General features: G+C 34.9%; 19 protein-coding genes. 9 read left to right on the top strand and 10 right to left on the bottom strand.

Annotated features, from left to right (window positions below; all coding sequences use genetic code 11):
* Window positions 1–130: 130 nt before the first annotated feature.
* Window positions 131–2362, top strand: a complete 2232-nt coding sequence (locus tag QYS49_RS04200; RefSeq protein WP_308350413.1) for a M1 family metallopeptidase — start codon at window positions 131–133, stop codon at window positions 2360–2362.
* Window positions 2363–2566: 204 nt separating this feature from the next.
* Here the strand turns inward: QYS49_RS04200 and QYS49_RS04195 are convergent, their stop codons facing one another.
* The gene (locus QYS49_RS04195; RefSeq protein ID WP_308350411.1) at window positions 2567–3694 is read right to left on the bottom strand and encodes an NAD(P)/FAD-dependent oxidoreductase; all 1128 of its coding nucleotides are present in this window, start codon (window positions 3692–3694) and stop codon (window positions 2567–2569) included.
* Between the two features lie 156 nt (window positions 3695–3850).
* Here QYS49_RS04195 and QYS49_RS04190 point away from each other — a divergent pair, with 156 nt between their 5' ends.
* Genes QYS49_RS04190 through QYS49_RS04180 form a run of 3 tightly spaced genes read left to right on the top strand, consistent with a single transcriptional unit; the run spans window position 3851 to window position 10253 of the window.
* Window positions 3851–6289 carry an efflux RND transporter permease subunit gene (locus QYS49_RS04190; protein ID WP_308350409.1) on the top strand — a complete coding sequence of 813 codons (2439 nt, stop codon included), beginning with the start codon at window positions 3851–3853 and terminating at the stop codon, window positions 6287–6289.
* Window positions 6290–6291: 2 nt separating this feature from the next.
* The gene (gene ileS / locus QYS49_RS04185) at window positions 6292–9654 is read left to right on the top strand and encodes an isoleucine--tRNA ligase (RefSeq protein ID WP_308350408.1); all 3363 of its coding nucleotides are present in this window, start codon (window positions 6292–6294) and stop codon (window positions 9652–9654) included.
* A gap of 2 nt (window positions 9655–9656) precedes the next feature.
* Window positions 9657–10253: a lipoprotein signal peptidase gene (locus QYS49_RS04180; RefSeq protein WP_308350407.1), complete on the top strand. Its 597-nt coding sequence runs from the start codon at window positions 9657–9659 to the stop codon at window positions 10251–10253.
* A 216-nt stretch (window positions 10254–10469) separates the two neighbouring features.
* Here the strand turns inward: QYS49_RS04180 and QYS49_RS04175 are convergent, their stop codons facing one another.
* The 5 genes from QYS49_RS04175 to QYS49_RS04155 all read right to left on the bottom strand — a co-directional run bounded on the left by QYS49_RS04175 (window position 10470) and on the right by QYS49_RS04155 (window position 15994).
* Window positions 10470–11132 carry a tetratricopeptide repeat protein gene (locus tag QYS49_RS04175; protein WP_308350406.1) on the bottom strand — a complete coding sequence of 221 codons (663 nt, stop codon included), beginning with the start codon at window positions 11130–11132 and terminating at the stop codon, window positions 10470–10472.
* Window positions 11133–11376: 244 nt separating this feature from the next.
* A complete protein-coding gene (locus tag QYS49_RS04170) occupies window positions 11377–12264 on the bottom strand; it encodes a YihY/virulence factor BrkB family protein (protein WP_308350405.1) in 888 nt (295 codons plus the stop codon).
* A gap of 131 nt (window positions 12265–12395) precedes the next feature.
* Window positions 12396–13097: a zinc-dependent peptidase gene (locus tag QYS49_RS04165; RefSeq protein WP_308351568.1), complete on the bottom strand. Its 702-nt coding sequence runs from the start codon at window positions 13095–13097 to the stop codon at window positions 12396–12398.
* A gap of 113 nt (window positions 13098–13210) precedes the next feature.
* The gene (locus QYS49_RS04160; RefSeq protein ID WP_308350404.1) at window positions 13211–14998 is read right to left on the bottom strand and encodes a glycoside hydrolase family 15 protein; all 1788 of its coding nucleotides are present in this window, start codon (window positions 14996–14998) and stop codon (window positions 13211–13213) included.
* A gap of 69 nt (window positions 14999–15067) precedes the next feature.
* On the bottom strand, window positions 15068–15994 hold the full coding sequence (locus QYS49_RS04155) for a M20/M25/M40 family metallo-hydrolase (protein WP_308350403.1): 927 nt from the start codon (window positions 15992–15994) through the stop codon (window positions 15068–15070).
* A 119-nt stretch (window positions 15995–16113) separates the two neighbouring features.
* On the opposite strand from QYS49_RS04155, the gene QYS49_RS04150 reads away from it, so the two are divergent.
* From QYS49_RS04150 to QYS49_RS04140, 3 genes are all read left to right on the top strand, one after another.
* Window positions 16114–17118 carry a hypothetical protein gene (locus tag QYS49_RS04150; RefSeq protein WP_308350402.1) on the top strand — a complete coding sequence of 335 codons (1005 nt, stop codon included), beginning with the start codon at window positions 16114–16116 and terminating at the stop codon, window positions 17116–17118.
* A gap of 138 nt (window positions 17119–17256) precedes the next feature.
* A complete protein-coding gene (locus QYS49_RS04145) occupies window positions 17257–17979 on the top strand; it encodes an SIMPL domain-containing protein (protein ID WP_308350401.1) in 723 nt (240 codons plus the stop codon).
* Window positions 17980–18130: 151 nt separating this feature from the next.
* Complete coding sequence (locus QYS49_RS04140) at window positions 18131–18595, top strand: MaoC family dehydratase (protein WP_308350400.1); 465 nt, start codon at window positions 18131–18133, stop codon at window positions 18593–18595.
* 81 nt (window positions 18596–18676) lie between these two features.
* Here the strand turns inward: QYS49_RS04140 and QYS49_RS04135 are convergent, their stop codons facing one another.
* Window positions 18677–18811 (bottom strand): hypothetical protein, encoded by a 135-nt coding sequence (locus QYS49_RS04135; RefSeq protein WP_308350399.1) that lies wholly within the window; start codon window positions 18809–18811, stop codon window positions 18677–18679.
* Window positions 18812–19240: 429 nt separating this feature from the next.
* Here QYS49_RS04135 and QYS49_RS04130 point away from each other — a divergent pair, with 429 nt between their 5' ends.
* Both QYS49_RS04130 and QYS49_RS04125 read left to right on the top strand, forming a co-directional pair.
* Window positions 19241–20233 (top strand): M28 family peptidase, encoded by a 993-nt coding sequence (locus QYS49_RS04130; protein ID WP_308350398.1) that lies wholly within the window; start codon window positions 19241–19243, stop codon window positions 20231–20233.
* Between the two features lie 84 nt (window positions 20234–20317).
* Window positions 20318–21985 carry an AsmA family protein gene (locus QYS49_RS04125; protein ID WP_308350396.1) on the top strand — a complete coding sequence of 556 codons (1668 nt, stop codon included), beginning with the start codon at window positions 20318–20320 and terminating at the stop codon, window positions 21983–21985.
* A 1-nt stretch (window position 21986) separates the two neighbouring features.
* On the opposite strand, the gene QYS49_RS04120 is transcribed toward QYS49_RS04125, so the two are convergent.
* From QYS49_RS04120 to ccsA, 3 genes are all read right to left on the bottom strand, one after another.
* Entirely contained in the window at window positions 21987–22841 is an 855-nt protein-coding gene (locus tag QYS49_RS04120) for a geranylgeranylglycerol-phosphate geranylgeranyltransferase (RefSeq protein WP_308350394.1), read from the bottom strand.
* 82 nt (window positions 22842–22923) lie between these two features.
* Window positions 22924–23709, bottom strand: a complete 786-nt coding sequence (locus tag QYS49_RS04115) for a Rossmann-like and DUF2520 domain-containing protein (RefSeq protein WP_308350392.1) — start codon at window positions 23707–23709, stop codon at window positions 22924–22926.
* Window positions 23706–26237, bottom strand: a complete 2532-nt coding sequence (gene ccsA / locus QYS49_RS04110; protein WP_308350390.1) for a cytochrome c biogenesis protein CcsA — start codon at window positions 26235–26237, stop codon at window positions 23706–23708. Before ccsA ends, QYS49_RS04115 begins: the two co-directional genes overlap by 4 nt.
* Window positions 26238–26251 lie beyond the last annotated feature (14 nt).

Genomic DNA, 26251 nt, shown 5'->3' with positions numbered 1-26251 from the left:
TTGCGTTAATAAAAATACCCTTTAAAAAATTCTTTTGTCCTTTAGTGTAATTTTGAAATGCTAAAAATGGATGCCACGCATATTTTTAGTAGTATTGAGGTATATTTAAGTTAAATAATATAAAACTACTATGAAGAAACTATTAATCATGATTCTAATCTGTGCTCCATTTTTATCAGTTGCACAAGATGTAGAATATAACGAGCGGTTCGAACAGCTAGGTAGCATGTTGCCTACTCCAAATGTTTATAGAACTGCATCAGGAGCGCCAGGAGAGGATTATTGGCAACAAAAAGCTGATTACTCTATCAAAGTTAAATTGGACGAATCATCCAATAAAATTACAGGTTCTGAAACCATTACTTATTATAACCAGTCACCACATCCTTTAAACTATCTTTGGTTACAATTAGACCAAAACATGAGAGCAGAGGGTTCAGACAGTGAATTGATAAGTACTGCTACTTTCTTTAATGATACTATCCCTGCCAAATATTTGGAGCAATATGTAGCCAATGGAGGTAATTCCTATGACTTCCCAGGTGGTTTTAATATTGAATCAGTAAAAAATGCTGATGGAGAAGCCATGAACTATTTGGTTCAAAAAACAATGATGAAGATTCGATTGCCTGAAACTTTAAAGCCGGGTGAAAACATTTCTTTTTCAATTGACTGGAATTACTTTATTAATGACAGAATGAAAGGTGGAGGAAGAAGTGGATTTGAATATTTCGAAGAAGACGGAAATTCACTTTACACTATAGCGCAGTTTTTCCCAAGAATGGCAGTTTACAATGATGTAGAAGGCTGGCAAAACAAACAATTCATAGGAGCGGGTGAGTTTGCTTTAACTTTTGGAGACTATGATGTAGAAATAACCGTTCCAGATGATTTCATTGTTGGAGCAACCGGAATGGTGCAAAATGCTAAAGAGGTTTTAACTAAAGACCAATTCAAAAGGTATGAGAAAGCTTTAAAATCTACTGAACAAACTTTCATTGTAACAGAAGAAGAAGCCATTGAAAATGAAAAAGAAAAATCTACTTCTTATGAAACCTGGAAGTTCAAAGCAGAAAACGTAAGAGATTTTGGTTTTGCTGCTTCTAGAAAATTCATTTGGGATGGTCAAATGGTAGAATTAGAATCTACTAAGCCATTCGCCCAATCTTTCTATCCTAAAGAAGGAAACCCGCTTTGGGAAAAAGAGTCTACCAAAGCTGTAAAAAATACATTGGTCTTATATTCTGAAAGAACATTTGATTATCCATATCCACAAGCAACATCAGTTCATGCTGCTTCAATCGGAATGGAGTACCCTATGATTTGTTTCAACTTCGGAAGACCAGATAAAAATGGAGAGTATTCTGTAAGAACTCAATTAGGAATGACTTATGTAATTGTTCACGAGATTGGACATAATTACTTCCCAATGATTGTAAATTCTGATGAGCGTCAGTGGGCATGGATGGACGAAGGGTTGAATTCTTTCCTAGAGTCTAACGTGATGTTTGAATATTATCCTGATTTACCTTATTCAGATAATATTCCGCAAGCCATTACGGGTTATATGAAAAGTAGTAAAGATCAGCAAAGACCGATCATGACTAACCCTGAGCAAGTATTAAGATTAGGACCTAATGCTTATTCAAAACCAGCTGCTGCTTTAAATTTATTGAGAAACACTATCATGGGACCTGAGCTTTTTGATGAATCATTTAAAGCCTATGCCCAAAGATGGAAGTTCAAGCACCCTACTCCTGCAGATTTTTTCAGAACTATGGAAGATGCTTCAGCAGTAGATTTAGATTGGTTCTGGAGAGGATGGTTCTATACCACTGATCATGTTGACATCAGCGTGGATGAGGTTAAATATTTCCGTATTGCTCAAGATGAAGCTGATATGGAGAAAAATGCTAAAGCTCCAAAAGGTGATTTAGGTGAAGAGGAAGAGGAAGAGTTAAATACTGATTTCAGTGATGGGCCTTCCTATATTTCTGTTTCTGAAACACCAGAATTTTGGTTTGGGGAATATCGCTCTAAAGTTGATGATGAAGCTATAAAAGCAAGATATGCAGATAAGCATTTCTATGAAATTACCTTAAGTAATGAAGGCGGATTAGTATCTCCTTTGTTATTCACTATCGAATATAAAGACGGTGAAACAGAGGAAAAGTATATTCCTGCAGAGATTTGGAGAAAGAATGAAGGTAAAACTCGTAAGATGCTAATTTTAGATAAAGAAGTTTCGAAAATTGTTTTTGATCCTGAAGGAGAATTAGCAGATACTGATAAATCTAATAACGTTTTCCCTAAGGAAGAAAGCAAAACCAAATTGGATGAGTTTAAAGAGAAAGGTGAGTAAAAATATTTCTAATTAGAGAGAAAGCCCTTTTGGAGATAATCCGAAAGGGCTTTTTTTATTGTTTTCAACGACTTTTTTAAACGTACATACTCAGATCTAGCCGTCATTCCTGCCTCCCGACTAAAGTACGGGACAGGTTACGCAGGAATGACGGATTTAACTTGCTGAGCAAATTAGCCGTCTACAATCAGCATTCGCCTATTTTCAAAAAACCTCTCCATGCGTTTGCTGTATCAACTTTTTCGCTAATGAAGGAAAGTTTTTCACAAACCCAACAGATAACCCAGCTCGCATTTGATTGCCAAATAAATTTTGGGTTTTACGACCCACCCATAACCTTTTCGAAAAATTCTTTTCCCAGATATTTTTATACTCCGTTTCCACTTCTTGCCGATTCTTTAATTTCCCCTCATAGAATTTTATGATAGAAGTACTTGCTATATATCCACTGTGAATCGCCATTGCCATTCCATTTCCACAAAGTGGAGTAATGAGACCGGCAGTATCTCCCGCCATTAGCATATGGTTTTCAACGGAAGCTTTTCGATCAAAAGAGATTTCATTAATAACTTCTGGCTTGTCAAAAAGCATTTCAGCATTTCCGAAAATATCTTTCAATATTGGGTTTTGATACAAAATAGCCTCTTCCATTTCAGCAATTCCACCAAAACCCTTCAAATTTTCCCTTCTGCTTAAATAACAAATATTGATTTTGTCCTCTTCAACATGACTTACTCCACAATATCCTCCATTAAAATTATAAAGCCCAATCACATCTTTAGGAAAATCTACTTTTGCATGATACTTCACTCCCAAGAAGGGGGATTTTTTTTTGATGAAATTTCGGTCAAAGGCTTTATCAAGTTTTGACCTTTTGCCGTAAGCGTTGATGACAAATTCTGAAGTTAATTTTTCTCCTCTTTTCAAGCTAACGGTAAATTCATTTTCATGGAATGCTATATCACTCACTTCGGTTTTGGTTTTGACTTCCACGCCTGCATCCAAAGCTTTTTGATATAAATAGTTATCATACTGATAGCGACTGATTCCAAAACCACCTAAAGGCAAATCAACTTCTGCAAAATTTCCTTTAATGTCTGATAATTTAAAGCGACTAAGTTCTGATGGGTTTAGATTTTCTGGGTATAAATCCATCCTTTCCAAAAAAGGCTTAACCTCATTGGAAATGTATTCACCACATACTCTATGGAAAGGATAGCTTTTCTTTTCAATCAAGAGCGTATTCACACCTGACTTTTGCAGACAAATGGAAGAAATCAATCCTGCCAATCCGCCACCAACCACTATTACCTGAATCTTATTTTTATCCAAAATCTAAACTTTATCTAACTCTTAAACACTCTCTTCGTCAAGTAGTTTTACAATCTAAATTTAAAATTCATTAAAATACTACATTTAAGCTGAAAAGCATGATTTTCGGAGTGACTCGACTGGAAAAATCATTACCTTTGTGGCTTGTTTAAAAATATGTGGACACAACTAGCGCATAACGTAATAAAATATAGACTGCCTTTAATCATCATTTTGGTTTTAATCACCATTTTTATGGGTTACCGTGCCCGGAATGTTGAGCTTGATTATGATCTGGCAAAATTGGTTCCTGAAACCGATGAGGATTATAAAGCATTAAAAGAATTTGAGGCCCAATTCGGTGTTGACGATAATATTCTTGCTTTGGGAATCAAAGATAGTTCCCTTTATACCCCTCAAAGTTTTGCAAGGTTGCAATACTTCTCTGAGGCATTGAAAGATGTAAAAGGAGTGAATAACATTCTTTCCATTGGAAATTTACAGAAGCTGGAAAAAAACACCGAGGAGCGTAAATTCGAAATGACCCCTTTAATCAAGGAACTTCCTGAAGAGCAAGCAACTCTCGATAGCTTATTAAAGGAAATAAAAGACCAGAAATTCTTTTCTTCTCAATTATTGAATAAGGAAAATGGGGCGACTGCAGTAATTATCACATTAGACGAAAATATCTTTAATTCTCCTGAGCGTGAAAGATTAATGTCTGATATCACTCAACTTGGCGATGCTTTTGAAGAATCTACGGGTATAGAATTACATTATGCAGGTTTGCCTTTTGTACGCTCTACCATGATGAGCAAAGTTCGGCAGGAAATAATCCAATTGCTGGTATTGTCAGTAATTGTAACAGCTCTTATTTTATTAGCTTTCTTCCGATCTTGGGATGCCGTACTTTTCCCTTTATTGGTAATTTTCTCAGTGGTAATTTGGTCTGTAGGGACTCTAGACCTACTGGGATACAAAATCACTATTCTCACCAGTTTAATACCTACTATTATAGTCGTCATCGGAATTCCAAATAGTATTTATTTATTGAATAAATACCATCAAGAATTTGAGGAGCACGGTAATAAAATAAAAGCAATAAGCACTATCACACGAAAAATTGGGATTGTGACATTGATTACCAACTTCACTACCGCTGTTGGTTTTTTAGTTTTGGCTTTTACCGATATCAAGCTTTTAACTGAATTTGGTATAGTAGCGGGGATCAACATTTTTGCCACCTTTATAGTAAGTATTATTTTAATTCCTGCTGTTTTCTCCTATTTGCCTGAGCCTGGTAGAAAGCAATTGAAGCATATGAACTTCAAAATGACTGATTATGCTTTAAGATGGCTAAATCAGTCTGTACACTACCACAGAACCATTATTTATTTCGTAACTGGCATAATTGTAATTTTTGCTTTTATAGGTGGTTTTCAGTTGAATTCAATCAGTCATATGGTAGACGATCTACCTAAAGACGGGAAAACCATACAAGATTTACGTTTTTTCGAAGAGAATTTCAATGGAATAATGCCATTGGAGATAATTATTGATACAAAGAAAAAACGTGGAATTGTTCAAAGAAATACTTTAAGAAAAGTAAATCAGTTCGAGCAATTTTTAGATAGCATACCTTCTATCAGTCAGCCAATTTCAGTTGTTAGTATGGTGAAAGCTGCTCGACAAGCTTATTATAATGGGAATCCTGCTTTTTATGATTTGCCAACTTCCCGAGACTATAATTTCATTATGCGATATCTTCAGCAAGATGAGGATAATATTTCTGTGATGAATAATTTCACCGATGAGGAGCTCTCCACCATGAGAATTTCATTAAAAATAGCCGATATAGGTTCGGATAAAATGAATGCGCTTCTGGAAGAATCTATTAAACCTCGAATGAATGAGATTTTCGAAGGCGAAGATTATGATATAAGTATAACAGGAACTACCCCAATATTCATAAAAGGAAATAAATACTTGGTAGAAAACTTAAGGTTTAGCTTGTTGATTGCCTTTGGAATTATAGCTGTTGTTATGGGTATTCTATTCCAAAACTTAAGAATGATCATCATTTCTTTAATCCCGAATGTAATTCCATTATTAATTACAGGCGGATTAATGGGCTATCTGGGTGTGCCTCTAAAGCCAAGTACTGTTTTAGTATTTAGTATTGCATTTGGTATTTCCGTTGATGACACCATTCACTTTTTAGCAAAATACAGACAAGAATTATTTGCCAATAATTTCTTCGTTCCGTTGGCAGTGACTAAAACCTTAAAAGAAACCGGTAAAAGTATGATTTATACATCAGTTGTACTTTTTGCTGGCTTTATTATTTTTGTGACTTCAAGTTTCGGAGGTACAGTAGCATTGGGAGCATTAACTTCTACCACACTTTTGGTGGCAATGCTTACCAATTTGCTAGTTTTACCTTCTCTATTGCTCACTTTTGATGATGGAAAGCGAAGAAAAGGTAGTCATCCTCTAATTGAGCAATATGATGAAGACTTCTATATGGAAGCTGAAGATGAAGAAATTAATATTAAAAGAATTAAAAAAGCAGAACCGAAAGTTCCTTATAAGCCAGAGGATCAGAAAGAATCATAAAAATGGGTCAATATAAAGAATACAAAAATCTGAATTATGCCGAGCTGGCAGATGAAGTCCTGGAGTTTTGGAATAAAAACGACATTTTCCAAAAATCAATGACAACCCGTGAAGGGAAACCCACTTTCACATTTTATGAAGGGCCACCTTCAGCAAATGGTACTCCTGGTATTCACCATGTGATGGCGCGTGCAGTAAAAGATATTTTCTGCAGATACAAAACCCTAAAAGGCTTTCAGGTAAAAAGAAAAGGCGGATGGGATACCCATGGATTGCCAGTGGAATTGCAGGTTGAAAAAGAATTAGGCATCACCAAAGAAGACATTGGAACGAAGATTTCTGTAGCCGAATATAATGACAGATGCCGAAAAGCCGTCATGAAATTCAAAGGCGAATGGGATGATTTGACTCGAAAAATGGGCTATTGGGTAGATTTAGATGACCCTTATATCACTTTCGACCGCAAATACATGGAAACCCTGTGGCATTTGCTCAAGAAATTTTACGATAAAGATTTATTATATAAAGGCTATACTGTTCAGCCCTATTCTCCAGCTGCTGGAACTGGTTTAAGCTCCCACGAACTTAACCAACCGGGTTGCTATCGTGATGTAAAAGATACTTCCGTTACTGCTCAATTTACAGTGAAGAAAGATGGTAAATCAGCTTTCCTTTTTGAAAATGAGGAGGAAGATGTTCGATTCTTAGCTTGGACTACCACGCCATGGACTTTGCCTTCAAACTGTGCATTAGCTGTAGGTGAAAAGATTGACTATGTGAAAGTGAAAACTTTCAATCAATATACCTTCGAACCAGTATCTGTTGTTTTGGCCAAAGATTTGGTAAGTAAACAATTTAATGCCAAAGCGAAGGATTTAAAACTAGAAGATTATAAAGCTGGCGACAAATTAATTCCTTTTGAAATTGCACAAACTTTCAAGGGAAAAGATATAGTGGAAACTCGCTATGAACAATTGATGCCTTATGTCACTTCTGAGGAATTGGAGAAAAATGCATTTCGAGTGATTCCTGGTGATTTTGTGACCACAGAAGACGGTACAGGTATTGTTCATACCGCTTCTGTTTTTGGTGCTGATGACTTTAGAGTGGCTCAGCAAAACAATGTGCCGGCTGTTATGGTGAAAGATGATCAAGGAAAAGATACGCCTTTGGTAGATAAAAAAGGGAGATTTGTTACTGAGGTAACAGATTTTGCTGGCTTGTATGTGAAAGAAGAATATTTTGAGGATGCAACTCGTAATGATCCTGATTTCAAGCCGACTGATGTTTTGATTGCCATCAAACTAAAGGAAGATAATAAAGCTTTTAAAGTAGAAAAATACGAACACTCCTATCCACATTGCTGGAGAACAGATAAACCAATATTATACTATCCGCTAGATTCATGGTTTATCAAAACCACTGCCATGAAAGATAGATTGGTGGAATTGAACAAAACCATCAACTGGAAACCCGCTTCTACCGGTGAAGGTCGTTTTGGCAACTGGCTGGAAAATTTAGTGGATTGGAATTTAAGTCGTTCTCGTTATTGGGGAACACCATTGCCAATTTGGGTAACCGAAGACCGTAAAGAACAGATTTGCATCGGTTCTTTAGAAGAACTTAGAAATGAAGTGAATAAATCTGTGAAAGCAGGTTTCATGAAAGAAGAACTGGCCGAAGATTTCGATTTACACCGTCCTTATGTGGATGATGTGATTTTAACCAGTGAATCAGGTCAGAAAATGTTCCGCGAGCCCGATTTGATTGATGTTTGGTTCGATTCAGGAGCAATGCCTTATGCACAATGGCATTATCCTTTTGAAAATAACGAAACTTTCGATAAAAACTATCCAGCTGATTTCATTGCTGAAGGAGTAGATCAAACCCGTGGTTGGTTCTTTACTTTGCATGCTATTTCTGGTATGTTATTCGATTCTGTGGCATACAAAAATGTAATTGCCAACGGATTAGTTTTGGATAAAGACGGCAATAAAATGTCCAAGAGATTGGGAAATGCCATCAATCCATTCGAAACTTTAAAAAAATATGGTCCTGATGCCACTCGTTGGTATATGATCGCTAATGCAAATCCTTGGGACAACCTTAAATTTAATTTGCAAGGTGTGGAGGAAGTGCAACGTAAGTTCTTCGGAACCCTTCAAAACACTTATAATTTCTTTGCGCTTTATGCCAATTTGGATGGATTCACTTTCGAAGGTGAAAGCATACCATTAGAAAAGCGTACAGAAAGTGATCGTTGGATTTTATCTAAATTGAATTCACTTAAGAAAGCCGTAGATGCTGCTTATGACGATTATGAGCCAACTCGTGCCGCTCGTCTAATCCAGGACTTCGTTCAGGATGATGTGAGTAACTGGTATGTCAGGTTGAACCGTAAGCGTTTCTGGAAAGGCGAATACAATGAAGATAAAAAAGCGGCTTATCAATCGCTTTATGAATGTCTGGAAAGTATTGCCATTTTAAGTGCGCCAATTGCTCCTTTCTATATGGATAATTTATTCCAAAGCTTAAATAAAGTAAGCGGAAGAATGGATTTTGAATCTGTCCACTTGGTTGATTTCCCAGCTGCAGATGAAAGCATTATTGACAAAGATTTGGAAGAGCGCATGTTTTTGGCTCAACATATCAGTTCTTTAACGCACAGTATCCGTAAAGCTCAGAAAATCAAGGTAAGGCAACCACTTCATAAAATATTGGTACCTGTTTTAAATGATAAAACACGCAAGCAAATTGAAGCGGTGGAGGATTTGATTATCTCTGAGGTGAATGTGAAATCTATAGAGTATATCGATGATGCCTCTGGTGTTTTAGTGAAAAATATAAAGCCAAACTTCCGTAAACTAGGACAGCATTTTGGACCTAAAATGAAAGCGGTAACGCAAATCATCAACCAGTGGGGACAGGAAGAAATTTCTAAAATAGAGCAAAATAATGCTTATGAAATAGATGTGGATGGCGAAATGCATACTTTGACTTTAGAAGATGTTGAAATCACTTCACAGGATATTCCGGGTTGGTCAGTAGCTTCTGAGGCTGGCATAACTGTTGCTTTGGATATTAGCATAGATGATGAGTTAAGAAGAGAAGGCTTTGCAAGAGATTTGGTGAACCGAATTCAAAACCTAAGAAAAGAGAAAGGTTTGGAGGTTCAGGATAAGATTGCAGTAGCCGTAAAACAAGGAAATGAATTAGTGGACAAAGCCATTTCGCAAAACAAAGATTACATTTGTTCCGAAACTCAGGCAGTTTCATTAGATTTGGCTGAAAATTTAACCGAAACCACAGAAATAGAAATTGATGATTTAAAAGTTGAATTGTCTTTAGTGGTGAAAAACCTATAAAAGTGAAATACGCAAAATATTTTTTATTTAGTTTCTTTTTAATTGCCCTTGATCAAGCCGTAAAGCTGCTAGTTCATTATAATATGGAAATGGGCATAGCCGGACAAATTGAGGTCTTTGACGACTGGTTCAAATTATATTATACGCTCAATCCGGGCATGGCTTTCGGTATGCAGTTTGGTTCTGAATACGGTAAATTAGGCTTAAGTTTATTTCGTTTGGTAGCCATGTTTTTCATTGCCTACTATCTTTACAAATTAGCTAAAGAAAAAACACATCCAGGGGTTTTATGGAGTATGGCAGCGGTTTTAGCAGGTGCTATAGGCAATTTAATAGATAGCATTTTTTATGGGGTTTGGTTGGACAATGCCCCTTATAATGCCATTTCCCCATGGTTTCATGGTCAGGTAGTAGATATGTTCTATGTCGATATCTGGGAAGGAAGAGTAGCAGATTGGGTCCCACTTTGGGGTGGGGATTATATTTCTCTCTGGCCGATCTTCAATGTAGCAGATGCTGCTATTTTCTGTGGAGTAGCCGTAATTTTAATTTTTCAAAAGAAGTTTTTTAAGGCGGTTAAGAATGAAACTACGGATTGAATTAATAATAAGTAATTTTTTAATTAATAAATTCTACATCTAAAATATCTGAATTGCGCAAGCGCCCGCTTGTGCAAATTAATACGGATATAAATTCCAAATAAGTTTAATTATCAAAATTTGCCCAGTATTTAATAGGTCCAAACGGGCGCTTGAGCACATGAGGTTGTAAGAAATAGAGCAATGTTTTTAATAATAATTGAAGTGTGTTTTTGATTACTCAGTAAATTTCTCCAACTGCTTAATACATTTCTTTTGAGCTTTGAGGATGTCTTTATAAATATTCTTGTTCTGCTCTGATTCATCTGTTTCTTCATAAGCATTTACTGCTTTCAAATAATACATTTTGGCATTTAAAGCTAGGTCTATCATCATATTTACTTCAGCTAGTATATAGAATTCCTTATAGCTAGGGTTTTCCTTTTTCTCAATTAGCTCAATTACTTTTAATAAAGATGTTTCAGATTTTACTCTATGTTGTTCGGCAAACTTTAAGGGTAGATCAAAATCTTTAAAAAGTGAAAGATGAGTAGACGCTTTGGTCTTTAGGTAAAGCGTGTTTTCTGGCTCTATTTTTAGAGCTTTATTTAAGTTTTGTAGGGCTTCTTGCTCTCTTCCTTTAACGAATTGTAGGGCCACACCTTTATAATAGTACCCATCAGAAATTTCAGGTGACAATTTAATGACAGCATCAGCATAGGAAGATAAACGATCAAATTCTTTTGTTCTTTCCAGAATCTGACAAGCCAAAAGGGTGAGTTCTAAATTTTCAGAATCATTATCTAATTCTGCAGTAACTTTATTGAGAGAAGGTCTTACCTTACCTGAATAATATAAAGCTTTAAGTGATTCGAATGTATTCTTATTTTCCTCCTTCATTTTCTCCTCTTTACCTAATTTTTATATATTCTAAGAATTATTAAGACCCAATGTTTTTGGATACTTATTCAGTTGAAATGCAAAGGTACGAATACTAAAGCTTATGTAAAGGAAATATGGAATTCTATTATGAATTCATTTGGTTGAAAACTTACTTCATGCAATTTGCATCAAAGCTTCAGGGGTTTACATTAGAAATTAAGTGAATAATTTTCAATCTGGTTTGCCCCTTTCCCTTTCAACTTCAGTAACACTCACTGCAACAGCCCCCTGTTGGCAATATTATACGCCCCATTTCCTTTGAATAAATAAAAGTGACCTGCGCACCAAATAACAAAATAAGGACAGAATAGTAAACCCAAACCAAAATGGCTACAAAAGAACCGGCCGCACCATAAGAATCGGTGAGGTTGGCAGTTCCCAAATAGAAACCCAAAGCAAATTTACCGGCTACAAAAAGAACGGTAGTTACAAAAGCTCCCACCCAAACATCTCTCCATTTAAGCTTGGCATCAGGAAGTACTTTAAATATAATGGCAAAAACTAGGGTTATAAAACCAAGGGAAATCGCAATATTCATTACCTGGATTATGTAAATGGTCGCACCTTCTAAAATATTCTTTAGATGTGTTTGAATGAAGCTAATTACAGTATCAGCTAACAAAGAAACAAGTAATAGAAAGCCTAATGCCGCAATCATCGCCAAGGAAAGTAATCTATTAATAATAAATTTTAACACCCCTTTTCCTGGTTTTGACTTAATACTCCAAATAGTATTCAAACTATCCTGTAAAGAAATAAACACTGTGGTTGCGCTGAAAAGCAGTGTTCCTATTCCAATTATTTGAAATAGCACGCGATCAGTTTGCACTGTGGCTGAGGACAATAAACTATCAATTTGCTCAGAACTGGTTTCTCCCATTAATTGGTTAATTTGATTCAAAAACTGGGTTCTAACCACATCATCTTCATAGAAATATCCTGCAAGAGTAATAGCGACTAAGCCAATAGCAGGCAAAGAAAATATGGTGAAATAAGCCGTTGAAGCGCTGTGTTTAAAAGGATTTTCTTCAAAGAATTTAATGCCCGAATTCTTAAATATTTGAAACCACTTTTTTAAAAATTTAGTCATATTTATTATTCTCAGATTAGTTTTTGAGTAATAAGGCAAACGGGTGAAATAATAATAAGATTAGTATTGCTAACATGCTTAAGCTGATTTTATGACTTTACTTTGGACAAATCCTAAATAAAAATTCGAGATTACATTTGCCCCAACAATTTTATAGGATCCTGCCTTAACAGCAAAGTAGTCTTTTTATATAAATTAGGACTGTATTCTTTCAAAGCTTTGGGTCTTTCAAAAAAGTTTTCAAGCAGCACGGCAAAAAATTCATGGTGATCAATGGCAGCTGCAGATCTGAACATGGAAGTATCTCCTTCCTTTATTTTAAAAATTTCATATTCAGCCATGTCGTAGTATTTCTTCCAAAGTTTCGAATCTATAAAACCATACTCATGATTTGAAATTCTATTTTCTAGATGAATGGCGTGCGCTAGTTCATGAATACCCAAATTAATCCCATCCTTTTCTTCTACAATACCTTCTACTAGGTTTTTCCAAGACAACACAATTATTCCAAATCTAGGATTTACTTCACCTTTATGATATTGGTTGTTAATTTTAGAGTAGTAATTATCTGGATAAATCAATATCTTCTTAAAATGAGACAGGTAAACTCTAGGAAGTCCAAAAGTTATTTGAACAGATAAAGCAGCTACCACTACTTTCATCTCTTCTGTAACTTCCGACATACCACGCGAAATAAATTGTTTGGCAGCAATAAAATGAGCTACTCTTCTCAGAAATTCTTTTTGGTGCTTCAATTTGAGTGTTCTAAAATATGGAGAATACTTTTTCAGCTTACGAACTTGTTCCTGATTTAACCGGCCTAAGCTGTAAATTCCAAAGTATCTTAAAGTGACTTTTGCAACATCCCATATTATCTTAAAAAATGCACCAAAGAGTAACCCTAGAAATGTAAAAAGTATAAGAAACCCAATTATGTCAGCCAAAACTATGGTAAAAAATCAGGCTTATCCAATTTATTATTAATTCTGTAAGCAGCATTCACTAAACCCACATGACTATAGGCTTGCGGAAAATTTCCCCACATTGAGCCATCCGATGATTTAACATCCTCACTCAATAAGCCAACGTGATTCGAATATCCAGCTATCTCCTCAAATGCTTCCATTGCTTCATCTGTTCTACCTACGCAAGCTAGAGCCTCAACATACCAAAAAGCACAAATCAGAAAGGTGGTTTCTGGTTCACCGAAATCATCTGCATGTTTATAACGATAAAATAATCCCTTACCCACTCTCAAATCTTCTTCCAATGCTTTCAAATGGTCTTTGGCTTTTTGGCTATCATGTGGAATATAATTCATCATGATGAGCTGCAGTGTACTGGCATCCATTCTATCCACACCTTCAGCTTGGGCATAGGCTTTTCGGTTTGGTGCATAGCATTTTTCCAGATGTGCAGCTGCTTGTTTTAATAATTTCTCTGCTTTTCTCCCCAGTTCTATTTCGCCAATTTCTTTGGCTATCTTCATGGCCGCGTGACTTCCCGCCCATTGGAAAAGGTGAGTATAAGCATGCTTTTGCTTTAAATTTCTAAATTCCCACAGCCCTGCATCTGCCTCATCCATAGTGAATTCAATTTTATCCAAAATGGTTTTTAGTAAATAGGAAGATTGTGATTTCTCCATATTTGCAAATCGCTTATCCGTATAAAGTGGTAGAATAGCAAGTAATATTTGTCCATATACATCATTTTGAATATGTGTATAGGCATCATTTCCGACTCTAACAGGTTGATTTCCCATATAACCAGGTAAATCCAATTCTTTTTCAATAATGCTTCCTTCTCCCACCAAATTATAAAGTGGCTGAATTCTTTCTTTTCCCTTCATAGGAATATTGGTGAGGTATAGAAAATAATTTTCCATCTCTTCAAAGTGTCCGATATTATTGAATGCAGTCAGTGTATAATAGGTGTCCCGCATCCAGCAATAGCGATAATCCCAGTTTCGGGTGCTTCCTGGAGATTCCGGCAATGACATAGTCGGTGAAGCTATAATTCCACCTGTATCTTCATATTGATGGATTTTTAATGCCAAGGAAGATCGAATAACCTGCTCCTGATAATGTTGTCCTATGCTGGTGGATTTCACCCAATTTTGCCAGTAAAAAACGGTTTTATTAATAAAGTTCTCTGCTGTTTCTTGTAATTCTGCTTCCAAAGGCGCGCCATATGTCATTACCATGTAACGGGTTTTCGTTAGCACGAAAGGACTGCTGTCCATCAACATATTAATAGGGATATTAGTGGTAAGCCTTAAAGTTTCAGGCAAACCAAAGTAACGAATATGGCTACTTCCTCTCTCTCTAGTCAGTTTTTTCTGTCCATAATCACCAACGGGATCACATACTACTCGTAATTGAGGCAGTCCTCTTAAAGGCTCAATTTTTCTTATGAGCATCTGTGGTCTATAATAACGGTCAAATTGCCGAAACCTCGGGGCACAATCCGTGATTTTATAAGCAAACTCATCAGTTTCCACTATGGTTTCTAATACATTGGTGTTGGGTATGTAAGTTTGGGTTATTTTAAAATCTTCTGATGTAGGCTTAATAGAAAACTCGCCACCTTTTTCTCCTCCAATTAGACTTCCGAAAATAAAGGAACTGTCAAATCGGGGCATACACATCCATTTGATATTGGTATCCTTGCCAATTAGCGCCAGGTAAGCACAGTTTCCAATCATTCCGAGGTCGTAGGTATGTCTTTCTTGCATATTCTTATTTCTTAAAGTCTTTAATTTTTAAAATAATTATGAGGGAAAAAAATAAAATGCCTCAAAACATCATTTGCCATAAACAATTTCACCCAAATTAGCATCGAAATTCTCAATGGCATCTTTAATCAGGCGAATGGCTTCTAAATAGAAATCTGGATTTATTTTATCTGCAGTATCTGTTATTTTATGATAATCTTCATGATCATCAACCCCAAAGTAGACAAAAGGAATTTCAGCTTTATGAAATGGTGCATGATCTGAAGCACTTACCCAATTTGGTTTTTTCTTAGGTTCGTCCCTTCCAAATAAAATTTTAATGCTTTTATCTTTTGATGCTTCTGTTATCAAAGGTTTTAAAAATGGTGTGAAATAAGTGCCAACCGCATATAATTCGTTTTTATCTCCACGGCTAACCATATCCAAATTAACATTCATTTTAATTCGACTGGTGTCCATCACTACAGATTGCATAAAATGTTTTGCACCCTGTAACCCCATTTCCTCTGCATCAAAAAAGGCAAATAGTAAATTATTTTCTGGTTGATTTTCTCTAAAATATTCCGCTAAAGCTAAAAGAGCTACTACTCCACTGGCATTATCATCCGCTCCGTTAAAGATTTCCGTACTGTCTTTCATACCCACATGGTCATAATGGGCAGAAATTACAATAAAGTGTTTTCCAGAATATCCTTCCACAAAACCCAAAATATTTACAGCTGGAATTGTATCTTTTCCAAAGGTAAATTGCTGAGTATAATCCTGAACATAAGCGGAAACCCCAATTTTTTGTATTCTTTCAATAATGAAATTTTGAGCTATTTCATTTCCTTCAGTATTTGTTTTCCTGCCTTGCAAAGAATCAGATGAGAGAAAGTAGAGATCATTCATGACCTTGGCTGAATCAGGAAAAACTAAAGTAGAGTCTTTTTGGGCAAGGGATTGTTGAGTAGTCAACAATGCAATAAAAACAAGGCAAAATTTCAAAGTTTTCATCTGGGTATGGGTTCTTTAGATAGTTTCAATTTGAATCATAAAGAATAAATTTATAGATAATGACGTTAAGATTCAGCCGATTATTCAAAAATCTTTAAATTTCCTGCGAATTTACTTTTATGCGACACTACATACTTTCATTTTTATTGATTTTTGCAAGCCTTGAAGGGTTTTCACAAGAGGCTTTTCCATTTCTAAATAAAAGCAATCAACTTCCAGAAGACTTGCTGAGTAAAAGAGCAGTAGTTTTTATGAATGTTAATTCCCTAAAATGGGATGAAGAAGCTCAAAAAATTCATAATAGTTTTATTGAAATTGGAGTGGATGCGGTAGCTTATTATGCTCTATCTGATATCATGTCAGGGGCAGATGCTACAACTGCATTCTATTCTGACATCACTGAAAGAAGTATCGAAAACATGCTGATCGTCCATCAAGCTAACAATGGATTTGAGCTTTATGCTACTAAAATTCCTGAGGAAGGAGGATTCTTTAAAAATGATATGAAGGCATTTTTTATGCAAGCACCATCTTTAACAGAGTTAGGTAGTGATTTGCAGTCGCGGGTTAATAAATCAGATTTGGAAAGAGAAAATTATCTTATCATTGATGTACCTGAGACTTTCAAAAGGACCAATGTGATCAAATCCCGAAGGGTGGCTAATTTTAATCCCGATATTAGAATAGATAAGTTGGCAGTGCCTAAATTTGAAAATAATATAATGATGGATGTAGATGTTGAAAAAGCCAATGCCGAATTGGATTCTATCATGAGCCAACATTATCCGTTCAAATACGGTCTGGTAGATCCTGGTATGAGTGCAGAGCAAATGATAAATGAAGGCTATTTGCTAGTGCTCAAAAAACTGGAAAACAATGGTGAAAGTTTAAGAAGGATGCTAGGCTATGATTTATCAGAGGGCGAGACGATATTGATTTCGGTGAGAAATGGTGAGAATGATAAGGTAATGAAATACCGAATAGATGAGCATGTCCATAAATATTATATACAACAACTTTACACTAAAGACATTTACTTGGGGGATAATTGGGATAGTGGAAAAACTTGGCAAGAAGCACTGATTAACCACGTGGAAAATTTGAAAGCTAAATTGAAAAAATGATTTAGAATTTCAGGATAATATACTCACTTGGTTTTTTAATACAATTTAATCTTGATGCTTCTTCCTCTATTTGAAATGTAAAAAAGGCACGAGATTTGATAATACTGATTTACCATTTTAAAATTAATTTTATAGAATATGAAAAAGCTAAGTGTATTTATTCTCGCCATTTTAATTATTTCTATTTTGCCTCAATTAAAAGCGCAAGAAAAATCTGACCATAAAAAACTAAGAACTATTTCCGTAAGCGGAGTTGCAGAAAAGGAGGTTGAACCAGATATCATTTATTTCACTATTTCTTTGAAAGAATATCAGTTGAAAACAGGAAGCAAGTTCCAAATGAGCGAACTGGAAAATCAATTGGTAAATTCAGTTGAAAAAGCAGGTATTGATAAAGAGAACTTAACGGTTGAAAATGTATATGGATATAACTATAGCTGGAACAAAAAGACTGAAAACAAAGATTTTATGGCAAGAAAGCAGTTCCAGCTCAAATTGCCCGATGCAAAAAAATTAAATGTTATTCTTTCACAGATTGATCCAAAGGCTATAGAATATGCAAGAGTATGTCAATATACACATTCTCGATTGCAAGAACTCAATCAGGAATTGCAAGTGGAGGCTGTAAAAAATGCCAAGGCAAAGGCAGAAGCATTATTAAAACCACTCGATGAAAAAGTAGGGAAAGTATTGGAAGTATCTGAAAATCAGCAGAATTTTCAACCCATTTATTACAAATCTTATCAAAATAACCGCATGTTGTCTGAATCGGCTGATGCAAATGCTTCAATGGAATCTAACCTGGATTTTAAGAACATCAAATTGAAAGCAGAAGTACATATTGTCTTTTTGATTCAGTAAATTGTAAATAAGCTTATATATTGCAGCTGATTTAAATAGTGCCTAATAGGCAATTAGGTAATAATTAGAAATACTTGTTTATAGCCCATTAGATAGCACTATTTGAGATTTTTCTAATTATACTTTAGAGTCTATATAAAAGAACTATACTATGCAACCAATTGAAATCAGTAGCTATGAAGATTTTAAAGCCTATGAAGGACAGGAATTAGGCGTTTCGGATTGGCACACCATTGATCAAAAGCAGGTGAATATGTTTGCAGATGCAACGCTTGACCACCAGTGGATTCATTTAGATGAAGAAAGAGCTGCTAAAAGTCCTTTCGGAGGCACTATCGCTCATGGATATCTGACTTTATCTTTAGCGCCCTATTTATGGGAACAAATTGCTAATGTCACTAATCTGAAAATGATGATTAACTATGGAATTGAAAAAATGAAATTCAATCAGGCAGTGAAAGTTGGTTCTGATGTCAGGTTGAAGGCAAGCTTAAATTCTATAATAGATTTAAGAGGAGTGAGCAAAGCCCAAATTGATATAGTGATGGAAATTAAAGATGAGAAAAAACATGCATATACCGCATCTCTAATATTCTTATATCATTTCAATAAATAAGATAGAATCAAATTTTTATTGAAATAAATATTACCTAAATGACCCAATTGGTAATTTGGGCATAAGTTTGAAAAACAAAAATTAGACAGTAGCTTCTATAGTGCTGTCTTTTTTTACTTCTTCAGAAGCGTAAGTAGGACAAGTTCTTTGTGCACATGCAGAAGCGAAAAGTATTAAACCTGAGATTGCTGCAAATAATTTTATTGACTTTTTCATTTGGGTTCTTTTTAATTTATTGATGTTACAAATTTAGGTTGATATTAATTGATAAAAAAGACGGATCGTCTCATTTGGTACTTCGTTCTATTTATTATGTCTGATGGAAACTATAATCGATCAACGGTAAAAAAATATCATTAAAGGGTCGAAATCTTAAGATTAAAATATTACTTCCTCTTGTTTTCCTTGTAAGTTTGAGTTTTTAACTGTAGCCACATTAATAAAGTTTACTTTTGTGCATAAAATAATACATCGAAGCAAGTGTTATTTAATTGCTAATTACATACTAAATTCGTTTTTTTTGAATAACAATATATTTCAAGACCTTCTTACAACCTAAAATTTATACAGATTTTTCCTCCGAAGGAAAGACAATTCTGGCAAAAAATGTCCGGATTAATCTGTATTTTTGAAAAAATTCTCTTTATGAAAAACATCATTTCGTCCATATTTATTGCCTTATTGATTGTTTCTTGTGATTCCTCAAAAGAAAAGAAAAAGGATCTTTCAGAAGAAACAGAAAAGAAAGACTTACACGTTCCGGCTTTTAGTGGCGCACAAGCATATAAATTTATAGAAAAGCAAGTAGAATATGGACCTAGAGTGCCGAACACTCCTGCGCATGCAGAAACTGAAGAATATATAATTAATCAATTAGAGGGTTTTGGCGCAAAAGTTCAAACTCAAAAATTTGAAGCAGACACTTATGATGGAGAAGTATGGAATTTAACTAATATCATTGCCTCCATTCAACCAGAGAAAAGTAAACGAATCTTATTAGCGGCACACTGGGATACTAGAAAAATTGCTGATAAAGATTCTGATAGAAAAAATGAGCCAATCGATGGAGCAAATGATGGTGGTAGTGGAGTTGGTGTAATTTTAGAAGTCATTAGTGCCATTCAAAAAGCGGATAATAAGCCTAATGTTGGGATAGATGTTATATTTTTTGATGGAGAAGATAATGGAGAGCCTTATGGACTTTCTAGAAATGATCCATCTAAAACGTGGTGGTGTTTGGGCTCACAGTATTGGAGTAAAAACAAGCACGTTCCTGGTTATTCAGCATATTATGGAATTCTATTGGATATGGTTGGCGGAAATAATGCACAGTTTCATAAAGAGGGATATTCTATGAAATATGCACCTAGCATAGTAGAAAAAGTTTGGATAACGGCTGACCAAATTGGGTATGGAAATTATTTCATCAACAATCAGGTAGCCCCTATCACAGATGACCATTATTTTGTTAATGAAATAGGTAAAATCCCAATGATAGATATCATCGCTCATGAGCCAACCTCCAGAGATTTCTTTCCTGATTTTCACCACACTCATAAGGACAATATGGATATCATCTCTCAAGAGACCTTAAAGGCAGTGGGACAAACTTTATTGCAGGTTATTTACGAAGAGTAACTATGAGGAATACAATAGCTTAAAAACCTATACTTCTTATATCAGTTAGTAACTGAGAACCCAATTTTTTACTAAACTGATACCGTGCTTAAATTTTTCAAATGGTTTTCCGCCTCAGCAATACTATTATTCACAATTGCATTGATAGCAGGTGTTTTTTATTTTAAAAATAATTTAAAACCAAAAATCCAACCCTTAGTTCAGGAGAAAATAAGTAACAAACTTCAAGATAGTGTAGTTTTCAGTTATGAAGATTTAAGTGTTAATTTTTTTAATAAATCAGCTGACATATCAAATATAAAATTCTCTTTAGTTAAAAAGGGGAATCTAGAAGATACGATCGCACACCTTAGTTTAGAAGAGGTTTCAATTCAATTAGACAATAGTTATTTTGATTTTCTATCGCTTGAAAAACTTTCTATCAAATCTTTAAATCTAGAAAAACCAGAAGCATTTCTTCCTATTGATACTAAGAAAATACGGTTGAAGAAATCTAAAGAGAAAAGAGATAAACAGATAGCCATATTTCTTAAAACCTTTAAGTTGAATGGCGGAAAAATTGCCTTATATGATAAACCCAATGAAAAAATTGGACTCTTAACTACTGGAATAAAGATAGAATGTGACAGTTTATTGATAGATGAAAACTTTTCTTTGGAGAATTTTTCTCCTGCAAAATTAGGTGTGTCTTTATTTAATGTAAAATATCCACTTAAGGATAATTATCACCGTGCTGAAATTGAATTAATTAATTTTAATCTGACACAAGGAAATATTGCATTGAAGAATGTGGTTTTCAAACCAAAAGATAGTAAAGCCATATTTGCTAAAAGAAAAGGAGTTGAAGAATCTTATGTGAAAATAAGTGTTGACAGTATTGCCGTTTTAGGTTGGAAATGGAAAGACCTTAATGCGGTCTTTGTAGAAGAGATCAATGTTATTTCTGCGGATTTATATGTTTATAAAGATAAAAACTATCCACTCCCTGAAGACAGATTTGTCCCGATTATAACTGAAGAACTAAGAAAATCAGATATTCCTATCTATATTAAAAACGTAAAAATTGAAGACTCTTTTATAGAGTACGAACAGCTTTCAAAGGGTAAGAATAAGACTGGAAAGTTACATTTTGATAAGGTTAAAGGAGAAATCACCAATATCAGTAATGTAAATGATAGCATTAAAGAAAGTGGAAATAGTCTTACCATTAAAGCTTCAGGTAATTTTTATGGTAAAGGTAAATTAGAGACCACCATGAATTATTCTTTAGAATCTCCAGCATTCCACATTGAAGGAAGCTTATCCGAAATGGAGATTGCACCTATTAATAATTTCATTCAAAATATTTATCCCGTAAAAGTCAAATCAGGTAAAACTGATAAGGTAGAATTCGACTTTTCTGGAGACAATATAAATTCAAAAGGGGAACTCAGGTTTTATTATTCAGACTTAAAGCTTGAATCAGAAATTAAGGATAAAGAAGGAAAATTGCTAGATAAAGCCGTTACTAAAATTGGCAATTGGGTTTTAGCACAAAATAATCCAAAATCAGGAGAGGATGAAATAGAAATCGGTCGTTTTGAACATGAAAGAGATACTCGGAAGTCAATGTTCAACTTTTGGGCGAAAAGTGTTGTGGCAGGGTTTAAAGCCACTTTTGGTATTGATGAGGTTGAGAAAATGAAAGAGAGAATCGAAGATGAGGATAAAAATTTATGGGAAAAATTGGGCTTTGGAAATGATGAAGAATAGACTAAAAAAACAACATGCTTAAAATACCACTTAACATGATGACTTTACAGAAGTTACTCAGAAAATGATAATGCTTAATAGTATCCGCAAGACTTAATTTATGAATAAAATAAATCACAAAAAGCGTCAATCCTGAGAAATAGAAATATAAAATATCATTTTCCAGAAACTGGGTCATATAAAAAATCAGGAAGTAAAACACAGAAATAAGAATATATAAAAGCAATTTCGTTTTGCGGATTCCCCAAATTATCGGTAGTGTTTTACATCCGAAATTGGCATCTCCTTTCCAATCTTCCATATCCTTTATAATTTCCCGAATAAGACTAATAGCAAAAGCAAAAAGCGCATAAGTATGGACTAAAATGGGTTTTTGCCCGAAATAAAGAGAAATTATTGAAATCGATAAGCCTGTGAGTCCAGCTACTATTATATTTCCGATCAATGGCAATCTTTTTAATTGATTGGAATATAACCACAGCATGAAAGCTGCTCCAAAGTGAATAGCCCCTATTTTCCAATCCAGAAATGTACCGATAATAATGGCTGCAAAATTCAGGAAAGTATGCCAGAAAAGAACTACTCTTCGTTTGATTACTTTCCCTACAATTACTTTTTCCGGCTTATTGATGTAATCAATTTTTACATCATAATAATCATTGATGATATATCCAGCTGCAGCTAAAAATACAGTACTCAGACTCAATAGAAAAAGCTCAAGATTGAAGATATGTATTCCATCCAATAAAAATAGTGCCGTAAGGTATTGTGTAAGCACAATGATAAGCAGATTTTGAATACGAATCAGCTTGACAAACCCGGGAAATGAAAAGTTTTTAGGCAACTGCTGTGTCATTTTAAAGCTTCAACTGATTTTGATTTAAATTTCACCAATCAATTGCTTTTGTCCTAATAGGGTGTCTTTTATTTTTCGGAAATTATTGATTATCCAATATATTCTGGCTAATCAATCTGTAAATTTCCTGCACGTTTCCATCACTTTGCAGCATTTCCATATGCTTATCCAAAGTTTCCAAATCGCCTCTTTTAGCGGGACCAGTTTGTACAGATTTTGGAGAATGTTTTAGTGCTTTTTCAATTGTTTCCAAAACCAGTGGATGAAGAAGAGCAAAATCCAATTGAGCATTTTTCATGATTTTCTCTGAAATGCTCATCATATGGTTTGTGAAATTGCAGGCAAATACAGCTGCCAAATGCATCTGCTTTCTTTGGGCAGTAGAAACTATTTGAACATTCTTGCCTAATGACTTCGCAAGATTATTAAGGATTTTTAAAGCCTCTTTATTTTCACTTTCCAGAAGAAAGGGGACTTTTTCAAAATCTAGTTTTTTGCTTTTGGAAAATGTCTGTAAAGGATAGAAAACCCCTGTAGCGGCTGCCGAAGAATATTCTAGCACATCTAGTCCTTTGCTTCCTGAAGTATGAACCATCAAACTCTGCTCGGGTAATTTAATCTCCTGAGCAATACTTTGGATAGCATCATCTGGAACTGCTAAAATGAAAATTTGAGATGGGCTGTCTGAAAAATCCAAGCTGTCTTTTACATGGGCATTGTATAAATTACCAACCAACTTTTTAGCTGACTTCCCATCAGGTGTATAGACTTCATTAACAAAATGCCCCACGTTTTCAAGAGCAGGCGCTAAATGCCAGGCTACATTTCCTGCTCCTATAAAACTGATATGGTAAGCTACATTTTTCACTCTAAGCCTTTTCGCTTCATTTTATAAAATTCTGAATATCTTCTGAAAATTGCCATTCCAAAACCAAAAGTCAACACCAAAGTACCAATCCAAAGGAGGTTAATTAATGGTTTTTCAAGTGCTTTCAGAATGATATAATCTTTTTGAGTAGTTCTTACTGAGAGTGTAAAAGTATTGGACTCAGGTTTGATGTTTTCTATATTCAGTTTCACCCCAATCTCCCTGTTTTCATCAGAGATTCTGCCTGCCATATTATCACGAATTAAATAATACGGGTTCAAAATATAATCTTCTCCATCTCCATACACCTTTATCGTAGCTCTTACTGCTAGATCCTCTCCTTTTAATTTCTCACCTTCTATTTCATCCACTCTTTTTACATCTTCCAAAACGGTTACAAAGTCATTCAGGAAGAACTTCTCACCAAAAGTGACTTCCATTTCCTTAGGTTCCGACCATTCAATTTCTTGAGTTGGGTCAGGAACGGAAGAAACATGAGTGTATAAATCCTTCATGAATTTCCTTTTGATATCAGGAGAGGAAATCAGTCCACCCATATCAGCATTAATTTGTGCACGAGGGAAAAGAGAAAATTTGTCACCGCTAGCATGCAAATAATCTACTTTGTAGTAATGATTCGCTCCATAAACTCTCAAAGTATCACCTTTTTTCAAGCTTTCATCTTCTCTTTTGATTTCTCTTTTTACAATTTTAGAGTTTTCATCTGGAGTTTCATCCAAGTAAGTTGCTTTTACATAGCCCCCATCATAAGTTTCGAAAAAACGTCCTTTATAAGTCAGGGTATATTCCCCCATAGTTTGTGGATCGTTAATGAATAGTGGGATATTTTCCTGATTAAAATTATCCTCAACTTCTTCCGAATTGGTTAATAATAACCCGGTTTCATTCAATGAAATAGTTCTTGAATAACCAGTGGAAAATAGTATTCCCAAGAGCATCATGCCTAAGCCCATATGCGCAATGGCACCGCCAGAAAGTTTATAATTGCTCTTAACTATTTTGAAAAATATTTTAGCATTTGCCACTATGGTGTAAATAGAAGCAATCACTAAAATTATATAAGGAATATTGCTCATTCCTGCTAAAACAATAATTAAAGCAGAAATCATTAAAGTGATCAAAATTGGAAATAAAAGCGATTCTTTCACTTCTGATTTCTTCATCTTTTGCCACCAAAAGAATTGTCCTGTTCCAGATAAAATAGCTAAACCTACAGCAAACCACATTTGCCATTTGGTGTAAAACTCAATCTGATCAGCTGGTGGAGCTAAATTCGAAATCCCTCCAAATGATTGAATGATTGAATTGTAAACCGGAATAGAAGTAGGTAATAAAATTTGAAATCCCATCAAGCATAGCAATGTAGCTCCCATAAAAATCCAGAATTCTCTGGAATAGGTCGAGACCTCTTTTTCAGTGGATGGAATATGCTTCCATCGAACAACTGCTAAAACAATGGAGACAATTAAAAAACTTAAAAGGTATAATAGCAATTGACCTGACAATCCTAAATCAGTGAATGAGTGTACAGATGATTCTCCCAGTACTCCACTTCTTACCATGAAAGTGGCATATAAGACCATTAGGAAAACGGAAAGTACCAAAATGATGGAAGCCTTCAATGCCGTTTCACTCTTTTTATAGGTAATCATGGTGTGGATACTCGCTACTAATACCAACCAAGGCACTAAAGAAGCATTTTCAACTGGATCCCAGTTCCAGAAACCTTCAAAGTTTAAAGTTTCATAAGCCCAATAACCTCCCATTAAAATTCCTACTCCTAAAATAGCAGCAGAAAATAATGCCCAAGGTAATGCTGGCCGAACCCATCCTTTAAAATCTTTTTTCCATAAACCACCAATGGCATAAGCAAAAGGAATTAAAGTGGTAGCATAACCTAAGAATAAGACTGGTGGATGAATCACCATCCAATAGTTTTGCAATAATGGATTTAAGCCCGTTCCATCTTCTGGAACATAATCAGGATTGATATTGAAAATTGGAGCATCCATTGCATCTCTTAACAAAATGAATGGAGAACTACCGATTTTGAAATCACCTATAACCACTCCCAAAATCATGGAAGCAAGGAAAGCTTGAACCACTGAAAAGCTTACCATTACAGATGGAGCCCATTTTTTATTGGTCAACAATATAATAAAGCCTAAAAGCACATTCCAGAATGACCAAAGCAAGAAACTACCTTCCTGACCTTCCCAAAAAGAGGAAATGATATATTCTACTGGAAGTACTTTAGAAGAGTGGCTCCAAGCATAGAAATATTCATAATAATGATTAGAAATTATGGTGAAAAGCGTGATTACGATGCCGAAAACGGCTAAACCATGAATGATATAGGTAATTTGCCCATTTTTCATCCAGCCTTTTTGCATTTCAGGCAATGGGCTTTTTTCTGCTTTATAGAAATTGAAAATGGAAATGAGGGCAGCTACAAAGCTTATAATAACAAAAAGGTGACCAATGTCACCTATTGTAGTATGTATCATATTTTTGGAATCAA

Origin of the sequence: Marivirga salinae (genome assembly GCF_030503855.1) — a bacterium.
GTDB lineage: Bacteria > Bacteroidota > Bacteroidia > Cytophagales > Cyclobacteriaceae > Marivirga > Marivirga salinarum.
This window is presented reverse-complemented; position numbering and strand designations above follow the sequence as displayed.